Below are 23751 nucleotides of genomic sequence, written 5' to 3'. Positions count from 1 at the left end.
AACATTAAGGATAAAATGATGCTCAAAAAAATTCCATTATTAACCCCCATTCGAGGGTTTTCTGCGTTAATCGTGGCTTATTTTCATGCTAGGCTGGTGATCTTTCCTCAATGGTTACCAGATATTAACCACGTGACGAGCTTTTTAAGTAATTCTTATGTCGGAGTAGACATTTTTTTTATTCTTAGTGGGTACGTGATGATGTATGTATATCGTGATTCAATGGGTATATCCTTAAATTGGAAGCAATTTATGTGGCTACGTTTTTCTAGAATTTACCCATTGTTTATTACGACCTTCAGTATATTATTTGTCTGGGAATGCTATAAATATTGGAATCAAATAGGATTCTATGGAGGTAGTCTGCTTGAAACGTGGGGGATGATTGGTCAACCGGCCTTTGAGGGGCCGTTTAATACGTCAGATAGTATTATTTCAAGTTTATTGCTACTACAGGGTATTACTTCAAACTCTATGGTGTGGAATTTTCCAGCTTGGTCTTTGAGTATAGAATGGTTATGTTATATGATGTTCCCGTTATTATTGATTACACTTTCTAAAGATCATTTCAGTACTATATGGTTACCTATTTGGTGCTTTTTAGTGATCTACTCATTAATCAGATCTTTTGGTACGCTTGATATAACTTCTGATATTACAGCACTAATGAGAGGAGTGTCTGGATTTTCTATGGGCGCATGGCTAAGTACTGTTCGTCTAAATGGAACAATTAAGCGTTACATTAATAATGATGCAATACTCATATTATTATATTCTTTAGTTATCTATGCTATTCATTTACCATCGACAACGCTTACATTGATGTCAATTTATGTTCTATTTGCCGCTATTATTCTATGTAGTGCAAATCAAATTAAAAGGAATTCACTAGTACTTAAGTTACTTGACAACAAAGTTACCCAATATTTAGGGGATATTTCATATTCGTTATATTTGTGGCATTCGGTTGTTATTATCTTAGTTGTCGAAGTACTTAATGAAACTCACCCTGAATTTGTAGAGTGGTGGTATCAACAAACATCGATAGCCTATTTGATATTATCATGCATTATATTCGCTGCCATTATTTTGCCTATATCAGCGTTGAGTTATCATTGTATAGAGCGTCCGGCAATGCGTATGCTACGTAATAAAAGGTCGATGTCATTTATGGTTAATTTGAAGGCGAGTAATTAGTAACTACATATCATTTTTGGATAATCATTGTGACTACATAATTGTCAATAAGCTTGTAGTCACAATAGTAAGTGTTGTTGATACCATGAGATTTTGCAAGCGTTGCGTTGAGCTCTAAGGTTAAAAAGCAATTTTTGGTGTCAATTTGTAAAGCACGAGCATTTTCGAATCCAAAATAATAACCTATATACGGGTAAGTCGCCTTAAAAAGACTTTCTTTAGCCGAGAATAATAAACTAGTCGCTATATTAGTTGGGAATCCAAACTCGGTCAGTAGTATAAGTTCCTTTCTAGTATGAATAATATCAGAAATACTATCAGCAGTTAGAGGGTCAATAATGTTCTCGATATCTACTCCAATATATTTGGTTGTATCTTCAGAAATGACTGCTACTGCTTTGTTATCAGTATGTGATATAGAGCCATGCCACCCACTTGGCCACATAGGACATCTGTTTTCTCCAATACCAACATTAAATGTATTTACATTAGCTGCTTGTAGTGCCAATTTTGCAACGTAGCGCCCGGAAAAATATTCTGCCTGTCTTTGTGGAGTACTATTAATAACTCTTTCCGTAATGGGAATATTTAGTAGTGAAAAGAAATCAACGTCAAAGCAATTACTATTGAAGTCACATGAAGATATCCATATCATTTTATCTCTATTCATCCACGTGTCAACCTTACTAATGAATGCGTGTATATCGTCTGTTGAATAACATTTCATTGGTGCTTATTTATACCTTTTTTATTGCGCTTACTGATGTGGTTTGTTTTTAATACAATACTATATAGGTAGGTGAATTTCCAGATTGTTTATTTATTTTGTTTTGTGATATGAACCGAATAAAATAGCCTGTTCCATAGCATGAAGTTATAATTATCTCTAGTGTTGTAATATCGTAAAGTATTTTGGGCTGCTATATATGAAAGCTACATTAGTTTTACCGTTTATTATCGTTTTACTCGTATTGACGTCCTGTAAATCAAATATACCAAAACAGGTTTTTTATTCTAGTCAGAGTGCTATGGGTAAGCCTGCATTTGAAAAAACGGAAACAAGAGTAAGATTAAACATACCTAACCTGAATTGGGATAAGTATACACGAGGTGTTCGATCTGTGGGGTGGTGCGGAGAGGCGTCCTTACAAATGATCGCACTGTACTATGGTTATTACTATTCTCAGAAAACGATTAACGAGGCTGGATCTCCTAAAAAACTAGATTTATATTCTGATGAAATTAGTATAGCAATGAATAAGCTAGGATTTAAGTATTCAACTTACATAAACTACTCTACCGAAAACGTTAACGACTATCTTGTATGGATGAAAGAAAGTATGAAAAAAGGGTTTCCGGTTTTCTCCGGAGTAAAAAGAAATCCATCAGGAAATCCAAACTGGTCGTTGGATCACTTTGTTGTATTGGTCGGCTTTAGTGAAGGTTACATCACGTACAACAGCAATAATCAACGATATGGACAAGTGAGAGTAGAGGCGTCGACATTTATGGGTTCCTCTCAGCCATACGGATTAGAAAATAAGTTTAATCATTATTTTGGATTCTCTATAAGTGGAGTAGAAATCAATAATATTGAAGAGACTAACAATAATCCGATACGATTGTTTATATTGGGTGAAACCAAAGATAAGGTAGATATTGGTTTGAAAATAGAGAACTTAATTGTAGGGCGTGAGTATTCAATTATGCGAAAAACGATTGATCTCGGCTCTAAACTGCATTCCGAAGTCCTAATTAAGACTTTTGTAGCGTTTAGTAACAGCTCGAGTTTCTCTGAAAGTAATTTAAATAAGCATGACAGCTTTCATTATGAGTTGCTATTGAAAAAATAAACTAGGTTTTATTATGAAGCTATAATTAATTTGGGTCAAGAATGGAGTGACATGGTTAATTGTTTTTGCACGTTTCTTATATAGATATTTGATAGTCAATCTAAGGGAAGTTATAGTGACTCTATAAATATGCCCGCAACTTTGGTTGTCGTCTGTTTTAGCTATATAGAAAGCCGTTAGTATAGGTTGATAAATGGAATTACCCGGTCAACTCGAATAGTGTTACGACGTTATAATATTGCTTCTAGACATTATTTTTCAAAGAATTACGAACAGATCCTCATGTTCAAGTCATTTTGGAATCGTAAGAGAAACACAAGCTTTATTATCAAAGATGTAGAATAAAGCCCCTATCCGATTAAAGGGGCTTGGTTTTCTAGGTAAACTTATTATTGAACAGATGCCACGCGGCTGTAACGAGACCCGGAGCGAGTTCGAATTAGAGCCTGAGCAACTTGTGGCGATGAGGTTTCATTATAGACATGCCAGGTGTTTCCATTATCGATTGAATATTCAATCATCAGGCCTGGAAATGGACTATTCGCTTGGAGTAACCCTGCTTCAATTATGCCACCGGGTACCGGTAGGTTAAACGCAATGCCTTGGTCCTCTAATTTCGGCATTATCTTTTGCGCGACAATATTCGCGAAATTGTTATAGTCAGCGTTACGTTTAATTTCATCGACAAGCTCATCTGATGCGTCTCTTGCCTCCCATTCTGCACTGTGCCAAGCTCGTTCCGCCAATGCAATTACACGCGGGAATGTCATACCCTCAAATTGTTCTTCCGTACGGATTGTTTCAGTCCAAACTGATCCTTGTAGCCCAAGTACATTTTCTGGATGTTCAAGAGTTTTTACCGTGGCTGCGTTCAATACTTCTTCTTTCGTTATAGGCGCTCCTGCTCGGGTGAAATCAGCGTTTGCATATAGATCTTCTGGCATAAAGCCAAAAGACTTACGAGTATCTGTGAAACGTGGTGCCCAGTAGTATCCACGCTCTTGAGGATCGGGCTCGTAAGGATGGTCGAAGTATAGATGAGTTGCTTGATTGTAGATGACGCCATATCCATTGTTTGCAAGATTATACGCACGGTCAGCTACACCCCACTCCCAGATATTTTGCCAAGCGTTTCCTGCGACACTACTATTAGCCAGTTGTCCACGTGGATAAACGATATTGTTATGCATCAACCCGTCCTCCCAGCCACTCAGATTTAGATTGTGGCTAGCCGTGATAGACGATATGCGTTCGACGAAGTATTGGCTTAATTCGTCTACAGTCGATATTCCATGGTTATTATCGGCAATGAATGCCTTACATATTGGTGAATCTTTCCATGCACCTGCAATTTCGTCACCGCCAAAGTGGAAAGTACTAAGTGGTTGAATATTTTGGTGTAGCTTAACGAGAGAGCTTACGACGGTGTCGACAAAATTGTAAGTCGACTCCATACATACATTGATTGCATTGTCCGTAAACATCTGCACAGAGAGATATTCTGTTTGGTCGTTTGGATCGCTAAGAAGGTACTCGCTCGCTTCGCTTAGTTTTCCTTTGCTTACTAAATGGTTATAACGAGCTTCCATCGCTTTGATTGCAGCATGAGCGTGCCCGGGCATATCTATTTCGGGAATGACTTCTATATTAAGGCTTTTCGCAGCGTGTAAGATTTCTTTGTAATCTTCCTGTGAATATAAAAACCGTTCGACTCTTCTGTGCCGTTAGGACCCGCTCCTAGAAATGGTAATAGACATGCTGTTTCTTCTAGGCTATGACAGCGCTTACTGGCGATCTCTGTAAGTTCGGGAAGCTCTGGAACTTCAATACGCCACGCTTCATCATCACTTAGACGAAGGTGAAGCTTATTGAGTTTTAGCGTAGACATTTGGTCCAATAGCTCTAGCAATTGCGAAAGTTTCTTACCGCATCCACAGACAAACCACGGTAGCCATAACGAGGAGCATCTGTTATGGCGACTTCCGGTATCTTATTACCATCGGTGAGTTGCAGTAGCGATTGTATCGCGTACAACGCACCAGCTGTGTCGACAGCTTCAATATTAATGCGTTCTAGCGAAGGTGAAACACTCAGGTTGTAGGCCTCTTCCCATTTTTGTTGTCCATCGATCGTTACTTGTCCCCATCCGACGTGAATGATTTGTTTTTGGTTAGGAGTCCATGGTACAGCGCTTAATCCAAATTGTTTGGCAATAAACTGAGCTTGTTCTTCGTAACCATTATCGAAAACCACGACCCATGAATTATTTATTTCGATATTGGAGGTGCCGACAGCAAGGTGACTCGGTGTTGGCACGATTCCGATAATGTTAGCGATGGTTTTTAAGTCAGAATTTCGGTCGAATCGATCCTTAGCAGTGAAGGGGTCATAGTAGTCATTGATGCCGCCATACCGCTTCCATTGTTGCTCTGTGTCAAATTCAGATACGAACGGAAGTTCGTCACTAGGCATGACAGGAACAACACCATCCTTTAGGTTTGATGTACTTGAGATAAGTGCGGTGTCACCATTATCATTGGCGAGATACCAGTTGGGCATGATATCTGTTTTTGCGACTTGCCACGCATCAGCTGTGAACTCAACGCGTAACGTATGACCTGGTTTCAAACCTTTGAAGGTAGCAGTTGGCTCTAGTTTGAAAATGTCACCATTTACGTGAGTGATTTTGACCGCGTCACTAGATAGCGTGCGAATCATACGGATGTGACTAAAATAGAGAGACCATCCAGATGCAGCAAGAGCTACTGTACTGTCATTCTTTAAGGTTATCGCTGATTTAAAGGTACGCCACTCATCTTGAGTATTATCAATCACTGAATAGGTAAGGTCTATGCCATTTCCTAATTGAGTTAACTCTTGTGGTGTTATGGCAAAGCTGGACGTAGAGATCGCCGCTGAAATCGTAGCTGCGAGGATTGTGTTCCTTATCATGATGCTGCTCCTTGTTATTTATGTCATAAAAAACAATCAAAGCGTATCAATTGAATGGTTAAAAAGTAACCACTGGTTGGGGGGGCGTAGGAATTAGGAGTCATTGAACATAAATTCATTATTCTTACTATCAATTGCAAGATGAATTGCGAGCTTATTTGCAGTCGTATAACTCGAATTATTAGGATAGAGGCTTTTTCTCGAGAAAGCCTCTAAGCTTTACCGCGGATAAGACGTTTTTTAAGCGCTGTATTTGCGGCTTATTACTCCTAATTGTTCGAGTTGTGAGTGCATTGATGTAACTTGCAATGAAAGTGAAAGGCTTATTTAATATCCCATTAACTGTAAGAGATTTTCAGCGGTGCTGATGGCCTCTTTACGGTTAGCAATATTAAGTTTTTGGTAAAGGTTACGAATGTGCGTTTTTATTGTGGTCCCCGCGACATCGAGCTCTTGTGCAATTTGCTCATTGCTAAAGCCTGAGTAAATGAGTCCCAGAACCTGCCATTCACGCTGGGTTAGCGGGCTAGTACGTACTAACTCAGGAATATTAGGGTGATTGACTAACTTCTCTACGAACTCTTCATTAAAGTGCACAGAGCGACTGCGTTGCGTGGTGTTGATATTTTTCATCAACAACTGCGCACGGTGGCGCTCTAGATCGCCAAGTTCGGAGCGAGAAGCAAGCTTTTCAAGCAAGTGACCAATCGTGCCACCATCGATAAGAAAATTGCCAATCATGCCAGTTTGGTTGGTGAGCACGAGCGCTTCTTTTAGGCGCACTTTTGCCGCTTCATCATCACCCAGTTGAACCCAAAGAATCGCTTCTACTATCAGGTTTCGATTGGTGTCAGTGACCAATTGATAGTTGTCTGCTTCTTTGGCCAAAAACGCGAGTGTTTCCTTTGCTGCATCAAATTGTCCAAGGCCAATTTGGGCGCGGGCAATGTTACGCCATTGAAGTTGCAGAAAATGATTGCATGCGTTATCCGGTCTAATCGCGGTTTCAAGCCATTGCTCAATCGCTTCTACGTCTCCTCTTGCCTGCCAATAGAGCAGTAGAGATAACGAAGCATTGGCCGTCCAGTCAACGTGATAGGTAGACTCTTTCATTAGGTGCTGTATTTGTTCGATGATCTTCGAGGCTTTATCTAGCTCACCGCGTCCAATGGCGATTCGCGCAATCATAGAGTAGCTGTGCAGATGCTTACTTGGTTCGTGTTTGCCAAGGATATCTAACCCTTTGTACGCGCACTCTTCGGCTTCATCAAGACGGTTCCAGCACCATAGGATTTGCGCTCTGACTCGCAACAAGAACTCGTGCATAGGAACTTGATGCAACTGCTGCTCTTCTATTAAACGGAACGCGCTTTCTTGTACTTCGTATGCCGCTTGGACATAACCTTGTGCAATTAATATCTCACTTTGTTGCAACTGCGCCCATAGCGCTTGGTGGTAAACATGATATTGACGAGCCAGCTTTTCAGTTTGCTGCATCATAGGTAGCGCTCGACTGAGTTGTCCCGTGACATGGTTGACCTCTCCGACAACAGAGGTGGCAACAATACGGCTGCGATAAACCGAATGGTCCAGCTCACCGAGTGCCAACTCCGCCAACTCTAATGCGGTTTGCGGAGAGTTTTGGTTAATGGCAACCTGCGCTCGAAGTGCGTTAAATTCCCCATCCTCCTTTTGAGAGCGCTCGATACTGCGAGCGGCCATTTCCTCATCTGACTTAGCGATCAGCTCACCCACTTCATTGTAGCGATGTTGACTTTGAGCAAGCCATGCTTGCAACATACATAAGCGAGGATGGCTATAGAGTTGGTTGTCGTTTAGGACTTTAATCGCTTCTTCGAGAGTCTCAAGTTCACCTTGGTTAAACATTTTCCAACCAAACTCATTGAGAATGGTCACAACCAGCTCACTATTGGCTGCCAATCTAGCGTGTCTAAGTGCTTGGTGAGGAACACGTTGTTCGAGCCAAGCGTTGGCCGCGGCAAGATGAAGATCCAGCTCTTGTTGGGGAATGCGTGCTTTACGTTCATGTGAGAGGAATTCAGCAAACAGATTATGGAATCTAAACCAGTTGTTTTCGCCTTCAAGCGGGTAGATAAACAATCCGAATCGGTTGAGCGACTCAATCATGCTCAGCGCGTCATTTCTTTTGGTTAATGCGGTAACAAGGTCATCATTAAAATGGTCTAAAACAGAACATTGCATCAGAAATTTTCTGGTGTCTTTATCTAGTAAATCAAAGACTTCCTCAATTAGATAATCCCAAAGGTGGGCGTGGTTAAACTGCGATATTGTTTCCACGGATTGCGCCAATGTGCGTTTTTGATGCTGAGCTTGCAGCGCAAACAATTGCAACGCAGACGGCCACCCTTCGACATAGGTTCTAAGAGAATTTGCGGTTTCATCATCAATATCGTCGGCTAGACGAAGATTAAAGAATCGTGTGGTTTCTTCGGTGTCAAACGCGAGTAATTCATTACCAATTTCGATCATAAGATCACGTACGCGCAAATTGGCAGTACCCAGTGGTGGGTTGCCGCGACTGGTGACAACAAGCGTAATATTATCTGGCATATGTTTGAGGAAAAAACGCATCGCTTCATGAATATCTTCATCATGGATGAGGTGATAATCATCAAGAACAACATAGCATTCATGGTGGTAACAGGTGAGTTCGGAAAATACCTCCCCAAGCAGTGAGTGCAAGGATGAAAACTGTCGACGTTCTGCTAGTTTTTGGGCGTTTGGACAACTATTGCTGGTGGCTTTATTAATCGCTTGAAGGAGGTAATTGACGAAGCGAAAGGAGTCATTGTCACTTTCATCAATACTATACCAGCCAACATGTGGTTTGTCTGATAGCCACTGAGCTGCCATGGTGGTTTTACCGTAGCCAGCTGGAGAGCGAAAAAGAACAAGCTTGTAAAAAGGGGCCTGCGAAAGCAGATCCAAAACTCGTGGGCGAACGATCGCGTTATGTAAGCGTCCAGGGCGAGTTAATTTTGAAGGAATCCACATAGATATTTCCTGTCATTTTTATAGTTAGAGTATGTGCTAACCGTTAGCGTCTTTCATGAAGAAGTTTGGTGATAAATTAACCGATTTAACGATGCCATTCCGATGGTAGGCGAGGTCTAGCTCTACAATGTTTGATCAATGGCTAGATTTTGTTCATAAAACGTTTTTTACACCAACTACGCCGCATTTTTGTGATTTAAATCACATATGATTGGTTGTTTACGGTCTGCATTTCGCGTCATGTATACAAAAAATTGGCCTGATTAGGTGAAAATTTGAATGCAATTGTGATCTCAGACTCAAATATTGAATTTGATATGCATCTAATTCACGGTAACGACTTAGTTAGCGATTACAGTAAAAGTGACGTTGGCGTGATCGGTATCACCGGATAAAAGCTAAAGCTCGAGCGCAATGAGATATTGATCACTTAATGGGGGGGAGTACGCCCTCTACGCCCTCGTCACTCATCCTCCACGGAGTCGGAGATAGGAGGATGTTTAAGGAGACGTCACCATGCACGATATGTGACAGATGGATAAAACTTAAAGTGAGATTTCTTAATGAAACCTGCGCAACAGAAAAAATTCAATAAAGCTTCTTTCCAAGAAAGTGTTAAAAAACACCTATCTGCTACTTATGCAACGACAGTAGAAACTGCAACCGAGCGCCAATGGTATTTGGCTATGGGTCGCGCTTTGGCAGAACTCACCACTTTTGACTTACTTGCAACAGAAGCGGATGACCGCATTAAAAACGCAAAAAGCGTTAACTACCTATCCTTAGAATTTCTAATTGGCCGCCTGACAGGTAACAACTTGATCAGCATGGGGCTATATGAGCAAATCACTCAAGCCATGGAAGAGTTGGGCCATAACCTAACAGACCTGCTTGAAGAAGAGCGTGACCCATCACTTGGTAACGGTGGTCTAGGTCGTCTTGCCGCTTGTTTCATGGATTCTTGTGCTGCTCAAGAATACCCAACGGTGGGCTACGGTCTTCACTATGAGTACGGTCTATTTAAGCAGTCTTTCCAAGACTGTCGCCAAAAAGAAGCACCGGATGCATGGCGAGGTGTGGAAGGGTATCCGTGGGAAGTCGCTCGTCCAGAACTTGCGCAACAGATTGGTTTTTACGGTCATGTAGACGTTGAATTCATTGACGGTAAAGAAGTACGTACTTGGGTACCGGGCATGGAAGTAAAAGCAATGCCTTGGGATCTTCCTATCGTAGGTTACGAATCAAGCACCGTTTATCCACTGCGTCTTTGGGAATGTCAGGCAATTGCACCATTCTCACTAGCAAGCTTTAACAACGGTGATTACTTCGAAGCGCAACACTCGCTCATCGATGCAGGTAACATCACTAAAGTGCTCTACCCGAACGATAACCATGAGAAAGGTAAGACTCTGCGTTTAATGCAGCAGTACTTCCACTCAGCAGCGTCAGTTCGCGATATTCTACGTCGCCATGAAGCGGCAGGTTTTGCTCTTGCCGATCTTCCTAAGCAGGAGACGATTCAACTTAACGATACGCACCCAACTATCGCAATTCCTGAGTTGATGCGCATCCTGATTGATGAGAAGGGTCTCTCTTGGGATGAAGCATGGGAAATCAGTGCACACACGTTCGCCTACACGAACCATACATTGCTTCCAGAAGCACTAGAGACTTGGTCTGAGTCATTGATCAACCGTCTTCTTCCACGTCACATGGAAATCATTTTTGAAATCAACCATCGCTTCATGCAAGAAGTTCGCAAGATGTGGCCTGGTGACGGTGAGAAGCAAGCGAAGCTTTCTATCATCCAAGAAGGTTTCCACCGTATGGTTCGCATGGCCAACCTATGTGTGATTGGTTCTTATAAAGTCAACGGTGTGGCAGCGCTTCACTCGCAACTGGTTAAGAAAGACTTGTTCCCTGAGTTCAACGAAATTTTCCCAGGTAAATTGACGAACGTCACGAACGGCATTACGCCACGTCGTTGGTTGAAATTCTGTAACCCAGGTTTATCGAACCTAATTACGGGCAAAATTGGCTCTGAGTGGCCAGCAAAACTTGAGCAGCTAGAAGGCATTGCTCAGTTCGCGACAGACGCGAAATTCCAAAAAGAATTCATGGCGGTTAAGAAAGAAAACAAACAGCGACTTGCTGATTGGGTTCAAGAAAATATGGGGATTGAGCTTGATACTAACGCCATCTTCGACGTTCAAATTAAGCGTCTACACGAATACAAGCGTCAGCACCTAGACTTGCTGCATATTCTTTCTCTGTACCACCGTATTCTGAATGAACCGGGTTTCGAATGTGAGCCACGTGTCTGTTTCTTTGCGGCGAAAGCAGCACCGGGTTACCACCTAGCGAAAGAAATCATCTTCGCGGTTAACAAGATTGCTGAGAAGATCAATAACGATTCTCGTATCGGTAACAAGCTTAAAGTGGTCTTTATCCCTGATTACCGTGTCAGTATGGCTGAGATCATCATTCCAGCTGCTGATGTTTCTCAGCAAATTTCTCTTGCCGGTAAAGAAGCGTCAGGTACGGGTAACATGAAGATGGCCTTAAACGGCGCATTAACGATTGGTACGATGGATGGTGCTAACGTTGAAATCCGTGAAGAAGTCGGTGATGAGAATATTTACATCTTTGGTTTGGATGTAGATGGTGTTCAAGCGGTGAAAGCGCAAGGCTATAACCCTTACGATTACTACAATGCCGACCCACTACTAAAAGCGTCGCTAGATTTACTGTTAGGTGACGAGTTCTCACCAGGTCAACCAGGTTTACTTCGTGCGACCTACGATAGCCTGCTAGATGGTGGTGACCCTTACCTATGTTTGGCAGACTTTGCGTCATACGTGCAAGCGCATGAAGATATGAGCAAACAATATCAAGATCAAGCTGGGTGGGCGAAGAAGGCGATTTTGAATACGGCCTTAGTGGGTAAATTCACATCAGACCGCTCTATTCGCGATTATGTGAACAACATCTGGAAGCTTGAAGCGGTATCTCGCTAAGCAACCTTAGCCAAGGCCTCGTGCCTTGGCTTTTCCCTTTTTATAAATTAATTACCCTACCGATTTGAAGGTAATAGATGTCCTTCGGAGAGAGCGATGACAGAACAAACAGCATTAAAGCAAGTTGCTGAGATGGCAAAAATAGCCGACAGCTACGTGAGTGCGTGGGGCAGTGAAGCGAAAGTTGAAGATGATATTATTCTTCGTCTGCTTGCGTCTTTAGGCTATGACACGACCAACGATGAGACTTTGCTGAAATCAGCAGAGAGAAAACACAAAAAAGAAGTACTTGAGCCGGTACTTGTCGTGAAAGACGGCGATGCTATAGAGGTGGAACTTAACCTTGGCGCGAGTGCTCGAGAGAGTGATTTTAGTTGGCGTCTAGAAACGGAGCAGGGAGAAGTACTTGAAGGCTATCTTCAGTCTCAAATCGTTCGTGATGAGCGCGCCGAGGGTGGCCCTTTAGTATTTTCGTTACCAAATGATTTAGCTTGGGGTTACCACAAACTCTATTTGGAAAGAAAACGTCGTAAGACACCGTATGAAATGACTCTGATTCGTACGCCAAAGGCATGTTTTAAGCAGTCGCAGATTGAACAAGGTAAAAAGCTTTGGGGCCCAAGTGTTCAACTGTATACGCTGCGTACTCAGCACAACTGGGGTATTGGTGATTTTGGTGATCTAAAACAGTTAGTCAATGATATTGCTGCTCGAGGCGGTGATTTTGTGGGTTTAAACCCAATTCATTCGTTGTTCCCTGCAAACCCAGAGGGCGCTAGCCCTTATAGTCCTTCTTCACGTCGTTGGTTGAATATTTTATATATTGATGTGAGTTCAGTGCCTGAGTTTGCGTTAAGTGCCGATGCTCAGCAAAAAGTCGGCAGTTCGGAATTTCAAGCTCGCTTGCAAAAAGCACGTGATTCTCATTGGGTGAATTACACCGAAGTTGCGGCGCTTAAAATGAGCGTTTTGCCATTACTGTTTGACCAATTTAAACAGCGTCACCTTGATAAACAAACGGAACGCGCGGCGATGTTCTTAGACTTTGTTGAACAAGGTGGTGAGAGTTTAATGCATCAAGCAGCATTTGATGCCATTCATGCGGAACTTCATGCGGCGGATGCAAATGTTTGGGGATGGCCGGTTTTCCCTGAGAAATACCGTCGATTTGAAAATGTTGGAACGCAGAAATTTATCGCAGAAAATCTAGATAAAGTTCATCTATACATGTACTTACAGTGGGTTGCTGATACACAGATTAATGAAGCTCAAGCGCTAGCCGAAGAAAAAGGCATGGCGGTGGGTCTGTATCGTGACCTTGCTGTGGGTGTGGCAGATTCTGGCTCTGAGACATGGGCCGATAATGGTGATCTTGTCATGGACGCGAGCATTGGTGCTCCACCCGATATTTTGGGTCCTTTAGGTCAAAATTGGGGCTTACCGCCACTGAATCCGCAAGCGTTGCATGCTACTTCTTATGATGCCTACATCAAGTTATTACGCGCTAACATGAAACATTGTGGCTCGTTACGTATTGATCATGTTTTAGGTCTATTGCGTTTGTGGTGGATCCCGAAAGGTGAAAATGCGACGAAAGGGGCTTACATCTACTACCCTGTGGCAGATATGCTGGCTATTTTAGCGCTAGAATCACACCGTCATCAGTGTAGTGTGATTGGTGAAGATTTAGGAACCGTGCCGGACGAGATTGTGGATATTTTGCGTGAAGCGGGTGTGCATTCGTACAAGGTGTTCTTCTTTGAAACCGCAGAAGATGGTGGTTTTATTTCACCCAAGCATTATGCAGAACAGTCGATGTCAGCTCTGTGTACTCACGATATGCCGACATTACGCGGTTTCTGGCATTGCGATGATTTGAAAATGGGCCAAGAAATTGGTTTGTATCCAGATGAAGCACAGCTAAAGGAATTGTTTAACGATCGCTTAGAATGTAAACAGGGTATTTTGGATAGTGTTGCGTGGCATGGTTACTTGCCGGAAGGGGTAGGACGTGACGCAAGTATGGTGCCTATGGACACCTATTTAAGTGAAGCGTTGCAATTACATCTTGGCGCGGGTTCATCCACACTATTGAGTGTTCAGCTTGAAGATTGGTTGGAAATGGATAAGCCGGTTAACATTCCGGGCACCGTTAACGAATATCCTAACTGGCGTCGTAAATTATCGATGAACTTAGATGAAGTTTTTGCAAAAGAAAGTGTTAACAGAATTGCAAAAAACCTGTCGCACGTAAGACGTGGCGCTAGCGAATAATCGTCCACCAGACGGTAAAAGCACAGCATGATTCAGAGCAAATGACTTGTGTTTCTGAAGGCTGTGATTTTTTGTATTTATATGCAATAAAGGTCATTTTTTAGGATGAGTTTGTAGTGATGAGTTTATAGTGTAAATCCTGTGTTTTATAATCGCTTACACCTGAAAATCACGAATGAATCACTTCCTGTATAACGGGATTTAAGTACAATGAAAGATTGCTGGTAACCCGCCTTGCGCGGGCTTTTTTATGATGTCTCTAATGCTACAAAATTACAATTAGGAGACAGATTTGGTCGAGGGAGATGAACGTTGAATAAAACAAGGCTTAAAAGACAAGATCAGGCATACGAGCGATTGTCGAATGCTGCATTTGCAGATCCGTTTTCGTTCTTAGGTCCCTATTTACAAGATGATGGTATTGCACTTCGCACTTGGATTCCCGGTGCGGATAATGTGGCCGTTGTTTTAGCATCGGGCGAACGCCTACCGCTTGTTCGAGAGGCGGCATCCGGTTTTGTCTTAGAATCAGACCTCGATTTGAGATACACCCATTATCAGTTGGCTGTTGATTGGAGTGGTACTGAACAAGTTATTGATGACCCATATCAATATCACGGTTTGTACGCAGAATACGAAGAGTTGCATACCCCAAAGGCGATGTATCACCATATGGGGTCGCAATTTGTGTCTTTGGAACGCGATGGTCAGCAGGTTCAAGGTACGCGTTTTCTTGTTTATGCCCCTCATGCAACGGCGGTGAGCTTAGTCGGAAGCTTTAATGAGTGGGATGGGCGTCGCAACCCAATGCAGCGTCTTGACTATGGCGTGTGGGGGATCTTTATTCCTGAGCTTGCCGAAGGGGCACAATATAAATTTGAAATGAAAGGGCCAAATGGAGAAGGCTTGCCTCATAAAGCCGACCCGTGGGGTTTCTATTCAGAACAGTACCCATCGTTCTCGTCGGTGACCTATGATCATAGCCGTTATCAATGGCAGGATGATGCATGGCAAAACCGACCGGTAACGGAAAAACGAAAAGAAGCACTGTCGTTCTACGAGCTGCATGCAGGATCTTGGAAGCGCAATGCCCAAGGTGAGTTTCTTAACTACCGTGAATTGGCGAGCGAGTTAATTCCATACCTTACCGACATGGGTTATACGCATGTTGAGTTGATGCCAGTGTCGGAGCATCCGTTTTACGGTTCATGGGGCTATCAACCTGTGGGTTTGTTCGCGCCAACCAGTCGCTTTGGTTCGCCAGATGACTTTAAATATTTTGTCGAACAATGCCATTTAGCCGGATTGGGTGTGGTACTTGATTGGGTTCCTGCACATTTCCCTTCTGATGATCATGGCTTAGCAAACTTTGATGGGACGCCATTGTTCCATGATCCTGATCCACGCCGTGGGTGGCATCAAGATTGGAATTCGTATATTTATGACTTAGGTCGTGAACATGTGCGCCGGTTCTTAGTGTCGAATGCACTGTATTGGTTTGAACAGTTCCATATTGATGGTATTCGTGTTGATGCGGTTGCGTCGATGTTGTATCTCGATTATTCACGTAGCCATGATCAATGGATTCCAAACGCTGACGGTGGCCGCGAAAACTATGATGCGATCGCCACCATGAAGTGGATGAATGAAGAAGTGTACAAGCACTTCCCTAATGCCATGACGATTGCAGAAGAATCGACCGCGTTCCCTGGTGTTTCTGCGCCCACCTTTATGGGCGGCTTAGGGTTTGGCTTTAAATGGAACATGGGATGGATGCACGATAGCCTCTCCTACATCCAAGAAGATCCAATTAACCGCAAATATCACCATGACACGATTACTTTCCCGTTGGTTTACGCACACAGTGAAAATTATGTTCTGTCGCTATCCCATGATGAAGTGGTCTACGGTAAGCATTCTATTCATAACAAAATGCCCGGTGATGAGTGGCAGCAAACGGCTAACCTAAGAGCCTACTTAGGTTACATGTACGCGCAACCAGGTAAGAAGTTAAACTTCATGGGGGCGGAATTTGGTCAAACAGGTGAATGGAATCATGATGACCAATTGCAGTGGTTTTTGTTGGAGTTTGAGCGCCACCAAGGTGTTCAAGCCGTTACGCGTGATCTCAATAAATTGTACCAAGCTGAAAAAGCCTTGTTTGAGTTAGATTCAGAACCGAAAGGTTTTGAGTGGCGTCTTCAAGATGCGGCAGAAGCCAGTATTCTTGCTCACGAGCGTATTAGTGACAATGGCGAACGTATTTTGGTGGTATCAAACTTTACCCCTGTACCGCACGAAGCATTTCGCTTAGGGGTGCCTCTAGCAGGAAGCTATGATTTACTGCTTAATACGGACGATGAGAAATACGCGGGTAGTGGGTTTGAGGTGATTAGCTCTGTGGATAGTGAAGGGATAGAAAGCGAGTCACAGCCGCAATCACTGGCATTACGCCTACCACCACTATCCACCGTATTCTATAAATACAAAGGTTAGTTTACCAAGAGAACACAATTAAATAACGATTAAGCCCAGCAAATGCTGGGCTTTGTTTTATCTGGAGAAAACGAAAGAGTGTTCTACACTCAAACATTATGCGTTAACACGATAAATAACACATTAAGAAATAAGGATTATTAATGGTCACAGCTTTGTATGCTTCGTTATTAGCGGTACTGATGATTTGGTTGTCAGTGCAAGTCATCAAACAGCGCAGGAGTAATCAAGTCGCTTATGCCGATGGCGGCGTAGAAGGGTTGCAAATCGCCCGAAGTGCGCACGGCAATGCTGTCGACTATATACCTATCACGCTTATCTTAATGGCATTAGTCGAATTTAACGGCGCGCCACTGTTGTGGATTCATGCCTTGGGCTGTACGTTCATTGTTGGGCGAGTACTGCATGCTCATGGCATTTTATTCAAAAAATTTAAGGGACGGGTATGGGGAATGCAACTCACCTTGGTGGTGATGTTGGGCTTAATTGTCTCCAATTTATACTATTTACCTTTCGATAGACTTTTCTAGGCGATGACGTTCAAATTCCCCCCAACATGGGTGACAGTGTCTATCGGGCTGATGCTTAATGTGATGGCCATTGTACTATCAAGCCAAGTACTCGATAAGATGACAGCGGATTTGACCGTGTTTGCCGATAAAAAAGCGTCGAATCTGTATTCCATTCAGCTTGCTTGGAATCAGGTGGAAACACTGGAAAGGAAACGTGAAGGGCTGTTACTGCATTTAGATATGTCACTGGCGGGTGGCGCTCTAGTGAATACGAAAATCAAAGAGCAACTGGTTAAGGAACTGACTGCTTGGACGACGAGGCCCGTTCCAGCGATTTCCACGCAGAATCTTTCTGAGTTGATGCGCGTTATCAATCAATCGCAACAAGCTCAACGGGATATCATTGATGACTTGTATCTGGATAATTTAACTCTTGTTGAAGAGATGCAAGCGACCGAAAAAGAGATGGCATTATTCAAAGACATCGCGTTGTTTTTACAAGTGTTTGGCTTAGCATTAATTCTGGCTCGAGATTTATCGCGTAACTGATTGGTTCTTTATAATAAAAAGGGCAGCGAAAGTCGCTGCCCTTTGTAATCTTATCATGAGTGAACTAGCTCAATTTGGCTTGTTCTGCTTTACATACCGCAGCGGTGAAGACGACGTCTGTCGAACTGTTCAGCGCGGTTTCAGCAGAATCTTGAATAACACCAATAATAAAGCCTACCGCAACAACCTGCATAGCAACGTCGTTGGAAATCCCAAATAGCCCACATGCTAGGGGTATGAGTAGTAGTGATCCACCTGCGACACCTGAGGCACCACACGCCGAGACTGCCGCAACAATGCTCAATAGCAGCGCCGTTAATAAATCTACTTCGATACCCATTGTGTGTACAGCAGCTAACGTGAGTACAGTGATAGTAATCGCAGCGCCAGCCATGTTGATGGTTGCGCCTAGGGGAATCGAAACTGAGTACGTATCTTCATCTAACTTAAGCTTTTCACATAGATTCATATTCACAGGAATATTAGCAGCGCTTGAACGAGTGAAGAAGGCTGTCACGCCACTTTCACGAAGACATTGAAAAACCAATGGGTATGGGTTTTGTTTGGTTTTGACGTAAACAATGATTGGATTAACCACAAGCGCGATGATCGCCATTGAAGTCAGTAACACAAAAAGTAATTTCGCGTAGCCAGCGAGTGCTGAGAAACCAGTCGTTGCAAAGGTAGCCGCAACCAATCCAAAGATACCAAAAGGCGCTAAGCGGATGATGAAACGTACGATCTGTGAAACACCATGGCTTAGGTCCTCGAAAACGGCTTTCGTTGTATCTGAGGCATGGTGTAAGGCGAGACCAAGACCGATAGCCCACGCTAGAATACCGATGTAGTTGGCATTCATCAGTGCGCTGACTGGGTTGTCGACGAGCTTAAAGAGTAAGGTGTGAAGAACTTCTGCGATACCTTGTGGTGGTGTTGCCCCTTCTGCTCCCGCCACCAAAGTAAGCTCGGTTGGGAAAAGGAAGCTCATTAATACAGCAGTCAATGCCGCGGTAAAGGTGCCGATCAGGTAAAGAATAATGATTGGACGCATGTGCGTCGTTTGATTTTTCTTTTGGTTTGCAATTGAGGCCGCGACCAAAATGAAAACTAAAATGGGCGCAACGGCTTTTAACGCACCAACGAACAAGCTACCCAGCATTCCGAAGCTTTGTGCTGTTGAAGGTGAAGCGATCGCCAGGATGACACCAAAGACGATACCCGCAAGAATCTGGAGAACCAGATTGCCATTGGCATATCGAGCCAACAAGCTAGAGTTCTGCATTTTTGTACCTTTATAATTGTATTGTAAGAATGTGTGTTTGCGGTTGTTATAATATAGTTGCGAATATATGTGTCCAGTTTTAATTCATATGTAGTATGAAATTATGCCTTATGTGCGCTTTTGTGGTGTTATATGTTAATGGTTTGTATTAATTTGATATATAAAAAAGGCCCTATTGATTAGGGCCTTTGAAAGGAGAGGGCTAAATTATTGCTAGGATAAGTGCGTGTAACCGCTATGTTCGATAAGCCTAGTAGCCTTTCTTTCGACTGCGACTTTCGGTTTGAACAGAACGGATAAATTTACCAAACTGCTTATCATTGCTGCGTTTTTCAGCCAATGAAGCACTGTTATGCGCTTGTTCTCTTAGCAGTTTGTAGTAATTATCTAACCGTCTTGAATCCACACTTCCAGTGTCCAATGCGGCTCTCACCGCACAGCCTGGTTCATTACTATGCTGGCAATCACTAAAGCGGCATTGCGCGATTAACGCTTCAATGTCGCTAAAGGTTTCTGCTAGTCCATCTTCACTTGCCGTAAGCTGTATTTCACGCATGCCGGGTGTATCTAGCAACAGTCCACCTTGCGACATCTTGTGCATAGAGCGAGACGTCGTGGTGTGACGTCCTTTGCTGTCGTCTTCGCGAATACCACCGGTGGCTTGGATTTCGGATGCCATTAGGCTGTTCACTAAGGTTGATTTGCCGACACCAGATGAACCCATAAACGCCACAGTCTGACCTTGATGGCACCAAGAGGCGAGTCCGCTTAGTGTATCGGCGTCCAGTGCGTTAACCATTTCGATGATTAAGAAAGGATCGAGGTTCTGTACTTGTTGGCGTTTTTCATCGGCATCAAGACATAAATCAGACTTGGTGAGCACAATGACCGCCTCGGCTTGAGATTCGTTAACCAGCGTTAGATATCGCTCAATTCGGCTGAGATTAAAATCGTCATTGAGTGAACAAACGATAAACACACAGTCGACATTTGCGGCAATAAACTGCTCTTCTACTTTTGAACCTGGCGCTTTACGACTAAATAAAGATTTACGTTCAAGTAGGCGAACAAAAGCCTGCTCGTTGTCTAGCAAGATCCAATCCCCGACAGTCATGGAAGGGTGCTGAGCATGGTGCTCTAAATGAAATTCTTGCTCCTCAGTACAGACGATATAACCACTGCGATGATGGGCAATAATACGACCGACTACCGTGTTGTCATAGTCATCAAGTGTGAGTTGTTGTTGGAAGTACGATTTCCAGCCAAGTTCATTGATAGAAATTGGATGAGTAAAAATAGAAGTCATTGTTGGTACCTAAACGTTTTACACGATTTGAATAATTTTAATAGGGTTAGGTACTTACAAATGTAAGCGTGTGCAGTAGACACATAACCCCGGGTTATTAATACCGGGCAATAAGTCGTTAAGTAATCAAGAAAGTGAGAGATTATTTTGTCGCGACCAATGTTGCCGGGTAGGTGTGTAACACAATCATGAAATTCCCCTTATTAGTGAAGTCTAGGTTATGGTAGCACATTAACAATTGGCATCACTAGCGTGAGTAATCACATACGATTGGCGTTACTTACGAGTCTCTGACGACTCTTTGTGAGGAGCGAGCCAATGTACGGCTAGGTTTGGCAAATAACATCATGGCGCCAATGATTAGGCAAATAGCGAAAAGTCGAAGCGGCGTGACTGGTTCATCAAAAAACGTAGTTGCAATAAAAAAGGCGGACATTGGCATAAGGTTCAATGCCATGCTGCTGCTGTCTACACCCACTTGTTCAATCCCATAGATATAGACGAGATAACCGATACCAGACACAAATAAGCCAAGGATCATCACGCAAGTGAGGGCAAAAGGTTGGTGAGCAAGCAGTAATGCGGTCTGAATATTAACGTCGGTAGACAAGAGGTAAGCTAAAAATCCGATGGCGGCAAAACCAAATTGGTAGCACATCGTACAGGCTGCACCGTACTTATCGGCTAGCTGAGCTCGAATGTGAGTGACAGACGCAAAACTCATCACACTCATCAAACAATAGAAGTGACCAATATTGAGTCCTGAAGCGTCGGTTGAGGGGGCAAAAACAAGCAGCGTTACGCCGCATAGCGCAACCCCAACAGCGAGTATTTGTAATGCGCTAAAGCGTTCGCCGTAACAAAGGTATCCAACGAATAAAATAGCGATGGGAACCAGACCTTGAATCACACCATTTTCAGAAATAGTGATGTAATCGAGAGATTGGAAGGAGAAAAAGCTAAACAAGCCCTGACCGACAATGCCACATACTGCAAGCTTTAGAATATCTTGGCGATGTTTCCAGCGAAAAGTAAGGGGCGGTTTTTTGGTTAAACTCTGGTTCTTGGTGAGAGTTTGCTGTTTAGCAAAAGAGGCGACGACTAAGACCACGCAAAGGACGCTAAAGGCAATCAAATAACGAAGCCAAACAAGTACTTTTGCGTCGATAGTCTGCAATGGCATTGTCGCTAGCGATCCTTCTGTTCCCCAGAGTAAAGCGACACCAATTGCAGCTATCCATCCCTTAGTCGTCGTGTTCACGGTTAGTTACTTTCAGCCAGCTTTGCTGTTGGTGCTGACTCGGCTTTCTTTTTGTTAGCAAACTTCATAAACATCATCATTGAGCCAATAACGACGGCAATGGCCAACAAACGGATAGGTGTTACGGCTTCGCCCAAAGCAAACACAGCAAGGACGAAAGAAGATAGAGGCATGAGGTTAAGCGCCATACCAGTGCCATCTACGCCAACACGCTCCATTGCGTAGATGTAGATAAGGTAGCTAATACCAGAGATGCCGACACCAAGGATGGTAATGCAGAGCACACGTAGCGGCGAGCTAAAGATACCAAGTGCAGATGAGAAATCAGCGCCAACGACCAATAAGTAAAGACCAAAGCCGATAGCAGCAAAGACAAATTGGTGGTACATGGTGGCGACAGAGCCGTATTTTTCGGCGAGCTTAGCGCGAGCGTAGGCCATAGTTGAGAAGCTAGCGGCACTACCAAAGCAGATTAGGTGTCCAATGTTAAAGCCACTGCCTTCTACAGATGGGTCCATAACAAGGATAGCAACGCCGACAAAAGCACCGCCAGCTGCGAGGATTTGTAAAGGAGTGAAGCGCTCACCGTGGCGAATAAAGCCCACACATAGAATGATGATCGGGATTAACCCTTGAATAACGCCGTTTTCAGATGCAGTGATATAGTCAAGAGAAAGAAACGAAAGGAAACTGAATGCGCCTTGACCAATAATGCCACAACAAGCAGCCCAAAAGATATCATGACGGTTCTCCCAGTTAAGTTTGAAGTCTACTTTCTTTTGCGGTTTACCCATGGCATTGCTGACTTGGATAATGACAAATAAGGTAATGAAAGCAACGGTATATCGTACCCATACCAAGACTTGCGCATCCATGACTTCAAGGATTGGTGTGCCCACGATCCAAGGGATGCCCCAAAGAAGACCAATAAAAATCGCGGCTATCCAGCCTTTAGTTGTATTACTCATGGTTATTTCCTTATAGATTTAAAAGTTTGCCGTAACCTGGGCAGTGTGCTGTGTGACCTGTTAAGTGCATGGCATGCCAAAACATCGCGGAGTTGCTGCAGACAACAGGGATATTGAATTTGTTTTCAATTTCTTGAATGTGGTCGAGTACACGTAAGTTGGTGCAAGACATGAATACGAGATCAGCCCCTGAGTCCGGCAAGATTTGGTCGAGCGCTGACATCATGGATTCTTTCGAGATCTTGGTGATATCGGTATCTTTTTCTATCCCTAATGAGCCAAGCGTGCAGACTTCAAAGCCGGCAGCGGTAAGTTGGTTATAGAGTGGGAAGTTGACCTCAGTTGGGTAGGGTGAAAACACGGCGATTTTCTTTGCGCCTAAGTGCTTGAACGCCGCTTGCGCCGCAGTCCAAGGGTTAGTTGCTGGAATATCACCTCTATTTTTCGTGAGCAGTTTCGCGACTTTTTCTTCACCGATAATGATGGAAGCGGAAGTACAACCGAACGCCATCACATCCATGGGCAAGCCATAGGCAATCAGATCGGACGCTTCGCTGATTCCGCTTGCTATTTTATCGAGCGCTTCAGGCGTCATTTCACTGCTGTAGTAAACTCGTGAACTAAAAATACCCGCTTGCGTACCCAGCAGTTTTGCCCAATCCATTTCCAGTGAATGATCCGTACTTAGTTGTACCAAACCAATATGGACGCGACCAATGCGCGGAGCTTGGGTGTGTGGAAGGTTGATTTCCCAGTTTTTGAATTCTTCGATAGTGTTCATTATGAGATCCTGCAAAGTGCCCCGCATTTGGCAGGGCGTGCCTTGGCTTATTGTTATGATTAGTTGAATTAGTCGATGATGATCAGTTCAGGTGCCGCGCGTTCAGACAACCATTCCGCGCCGTTTTCGGTGATGACGATATTTTCTTCATGCACCATAGATTTGCCCGGTGCGTAAACCATGCCCGGCTCAAGCGTCATCACCATGCCCGGCTCTAGGATGGTGTTGTCGGTAGCGGTGTTAGATGGACGCTCGGTAAGCTCCATT

General features: G+C 43.5%; 17 protein-coding genes and 1 pseudogene. 7 read left to right on the top strand and 11 right to left on the bottom strand.

What is annotated here, in order from left to right; genetic code table 11:
- Positions 1 to 15 precede the first annotated feature (15 nt).
- On the top strand, positions 16 to 1197 hold the full coding sequence (locus tag MD535_RS18205) for an acyltransferase family protein (RefSeq protein ID WP_265676468.1): 1182 nt from the start codon (positions 16 to 18) through the stop codon (positions 1195 to 1197).
- A 10-nt stretch (positions 1198 to 1207) separates the two neighbouring features.
- On the opposite strand, the gene MD535_RS18200 is transcribed toward MD535_RS18205, so the two are convergent.
- Positions 1208 to 1867: a 4'-phosphopantetheinyl transferase family protein gene (locus MD535_RS18200; RefSeq protein ID WP_265676467.1), complete on the bottom strand. Its 660-nt coding sequence runs from the start codon at positions 1865 to 1867 to the stop codon at positions 1208 to 1210.
- A 256-nt stretch (positions 1868 to 2123) separates the two neighbouring features.
- Between MD535_RS18200 and MD535_RS18195 the strand changes: the two genes are divergently transcribed.
- Positions 2124 to 3050 carry a C39 family peptidase gene (locus tag MD535_RS18195; RefSeq protein ID WP_265676466.1) on the top strand — a complete coding sequence of 309 codons (927 nt, stop codon included), beginning with the start codon at positions 2124 to 2126 and terminating at the stop codon, positions 3048 to 3050.
- Positions 3051 to 3439: 389 nt separating this feature from the next.
- On the opposite strand, the gene MD535_RS26150 is transcribed toward MD535_RS18195, so the two are convergent.
- From MD535_RS26150 to malT, 4 genes and pseudogenes are all read right to left on the bottom strand, one after another.
- Positions 3440 to 3673: a chitobiase/beta-hexosaminidase C-terminal domain-containing protein gene (locus MD535_RS26150; RefSeq protein WP_279348324.1), complete on the bottom strand. Its 234-nt coding sequence runs from the start codon at positions 3671 to 3673 to the stop codon at positions 3440 to 3442.
- Positions 3674 to 3832: 159 nt separating this feature from the next.
- Positions 3833 to 4938 (bottom strand): annotated as a pseudogene (locus MD535_RS18190) (family 20 glycosylhydrolase); the annotation flags it as partial.
- A 14-nt stretch (positions 4939 to 4952) separates the two neighbouring features.
- Entirely contained in the window at positions 4953 to 6002 is a 1050-nt protein-coding gene (locus MD535_RS18180) for a carbohydate-binding domain-containing protein (protein ID WP_265676464.1), read from the bottom strand.
- A gap of 327 nt (positions 6003 to 6329) precedes the next feature.
- Complete coding sequence (gene malT, locus MD535_RS18175; RefSeq protein WP_265676463.1) at positions 6330 to 9038, bottom strand: HTH-type transcriptional regulator MalT; 2709 nt, start codon at positions 9036 to 9038, stop codon at positions 6330 to 6332.
- Between the two features lie 563 nt (positions 9039 to 9601).
- Here malT and MD535_RS18170 point away from each other — a divergent pair.
- The 5 genes from MD535_RS18170 (at position 9602) to MD535_RS18150 (ending at position 17886) form a co-directional block, all read left to right on the top strand.
- On the top strand, positions 9602 to 12055 hold the full coding sequence (locus MD535_RS18170; protein WP_265676462.1) for a glycogen/starch/alpha-glucan phosphorylase: 2454 nt from the start codon (positions 9602 to 9604) through the stop codon (positions 12053 to 12055).
- 96 nt (positions 12056 to 12151) lie between these two features.
- Positions 12152 to 14329, top strand: coding sequence for a 4-alpha-glucanotransferase (malQ, locus tag MD535_RS18165; protein WP_265676461.1), 2178 nt, complete (start codon positions 12152 to 12154; stop codon positions 14327 to 14329).
- Between the two features lie 312 nt (positions 14330 to 14641).
- On the top strand, positions 14642 to 16825 hold the full coding sequence (gene glgB, locus MD535_RS18160; RefSeq protein ID WP_265676460.1) for a 1,4-alpha-glucan branching protein GlgB: 2184 nt from the start codon (positions 14642 to 14644) through the stop codon (positions 16823 to 16825).
- 143 nt (positions 16826 to 16968) lie between these two features.
- On the top strand, positions 16969 to 17355 hold the full coding sequence (locus tag MD535_RS18155) for an MAPEG family protein (RefSeq protein ID WP_265676459.1): 387 nt from the start codon (positions 16969 to 16971) through the stop codon (positions 17353 to 17355).
- Positions 17356 to 17358: 3 nt separating this feature from the next.
- Positions 17359 to 17886 carry a DNA mismatch repair protein gene (locus MD535_RS18150; RefSeq protein WP_265676458.1) on the top strand — a complete coding sequence of 176 codons (528 nt, stop codon included), beginning with the start codon at positions 17359 to 17361 and terminating at the stop codon, positions 17884 to 17886.
- Positions 17887 to 17950: 64 nt separating this feature from the next.
- Here MD535_RS18150 and sstT read toward each other — a convergent pair whose 3' ends face one another.
- The 6 genes from sstT to MD535_RS18120 all read right to left on the bottom strand — a co-directional run.
- Positions 17951 to 19168, bottom strand: a complete 1218-nt coding sequence (sstT, locus tag MD535_RS18145) for a serine/threonine transporter SstT (protein WP_265676457.1) — start codon at positions 19166 to 19168, stop codon at positions 17951 to 17953.
- Between the two features lie 250 nt (positions 19169 to 19418).
- Positions 19419 to 20474 carry a ribosome small subunit-dependent GTPase A gene (gene rsgA, locus MD535_RS18140; protein WP_265676456.1) on the bottom strand — a complete coding sequence of 352 codons (1056 nt, stop codon included), beginning with the start codon at positions 20472 to 20474 and terminating at the stop codon, positions 19419 to 19421.
- A gap of 280 nt (positions 20475 to 20754) precedes the next feature.
- Entirely contained in the window at positions 20755 to 21735 is a 981-nt protein-coding gene (locus MD535_RS18135) for a DMT family transporter (RefSeq protein WP_265676455.1), read from the bottom strand.
- A gap of 2 nt (positions 21736 to 21737) precedes the next feature.
- Positions 21738 to 22703, bottom strand: a complete 966-nt coding sequence (locus tag MD535_RS18130) for a DMT family transporter (RefSeq protein ID WP_265676453.1) — start codon at positions 22701 to 22703, stop codon at positions 21738 to 21740.
- Between the two features lie 10 nt (positions 22704 to 22713).
- Positions 22714 to 23484, bottom strand: a complete 771-nt coding sequence (locus MD535_RS18125; protein WP_265676452.1) for a maleate cis-trans isomerase family protein — start codon at positions 23482 to 23484, stop codon at positions 22714 to 22716.
- A 68-nt stretch (positions 23485 to 23552) separates the two neighbouring features.
- Positions 23553 to 23751 (bottom strand): M24 family metallopeptidase (locus MD535_RS18120; protein WP_265676451.1); only part of this gene is annotated, 199 nt, incomplete at its 5' end.

The organism is Vibrio qingdaonensis, assembly GCF_026191675.1.
Classification (GTDB): domain Bacteria; phylum Pseudomonadota; class Gammaproteobacteria; order Enterobacterales; family Vibrionaceae; genus Vibrio; species Vibrio qingdaonensis.
This window is presented reverse-complemented; position numbering and strand designations above follow the sequence as displayed.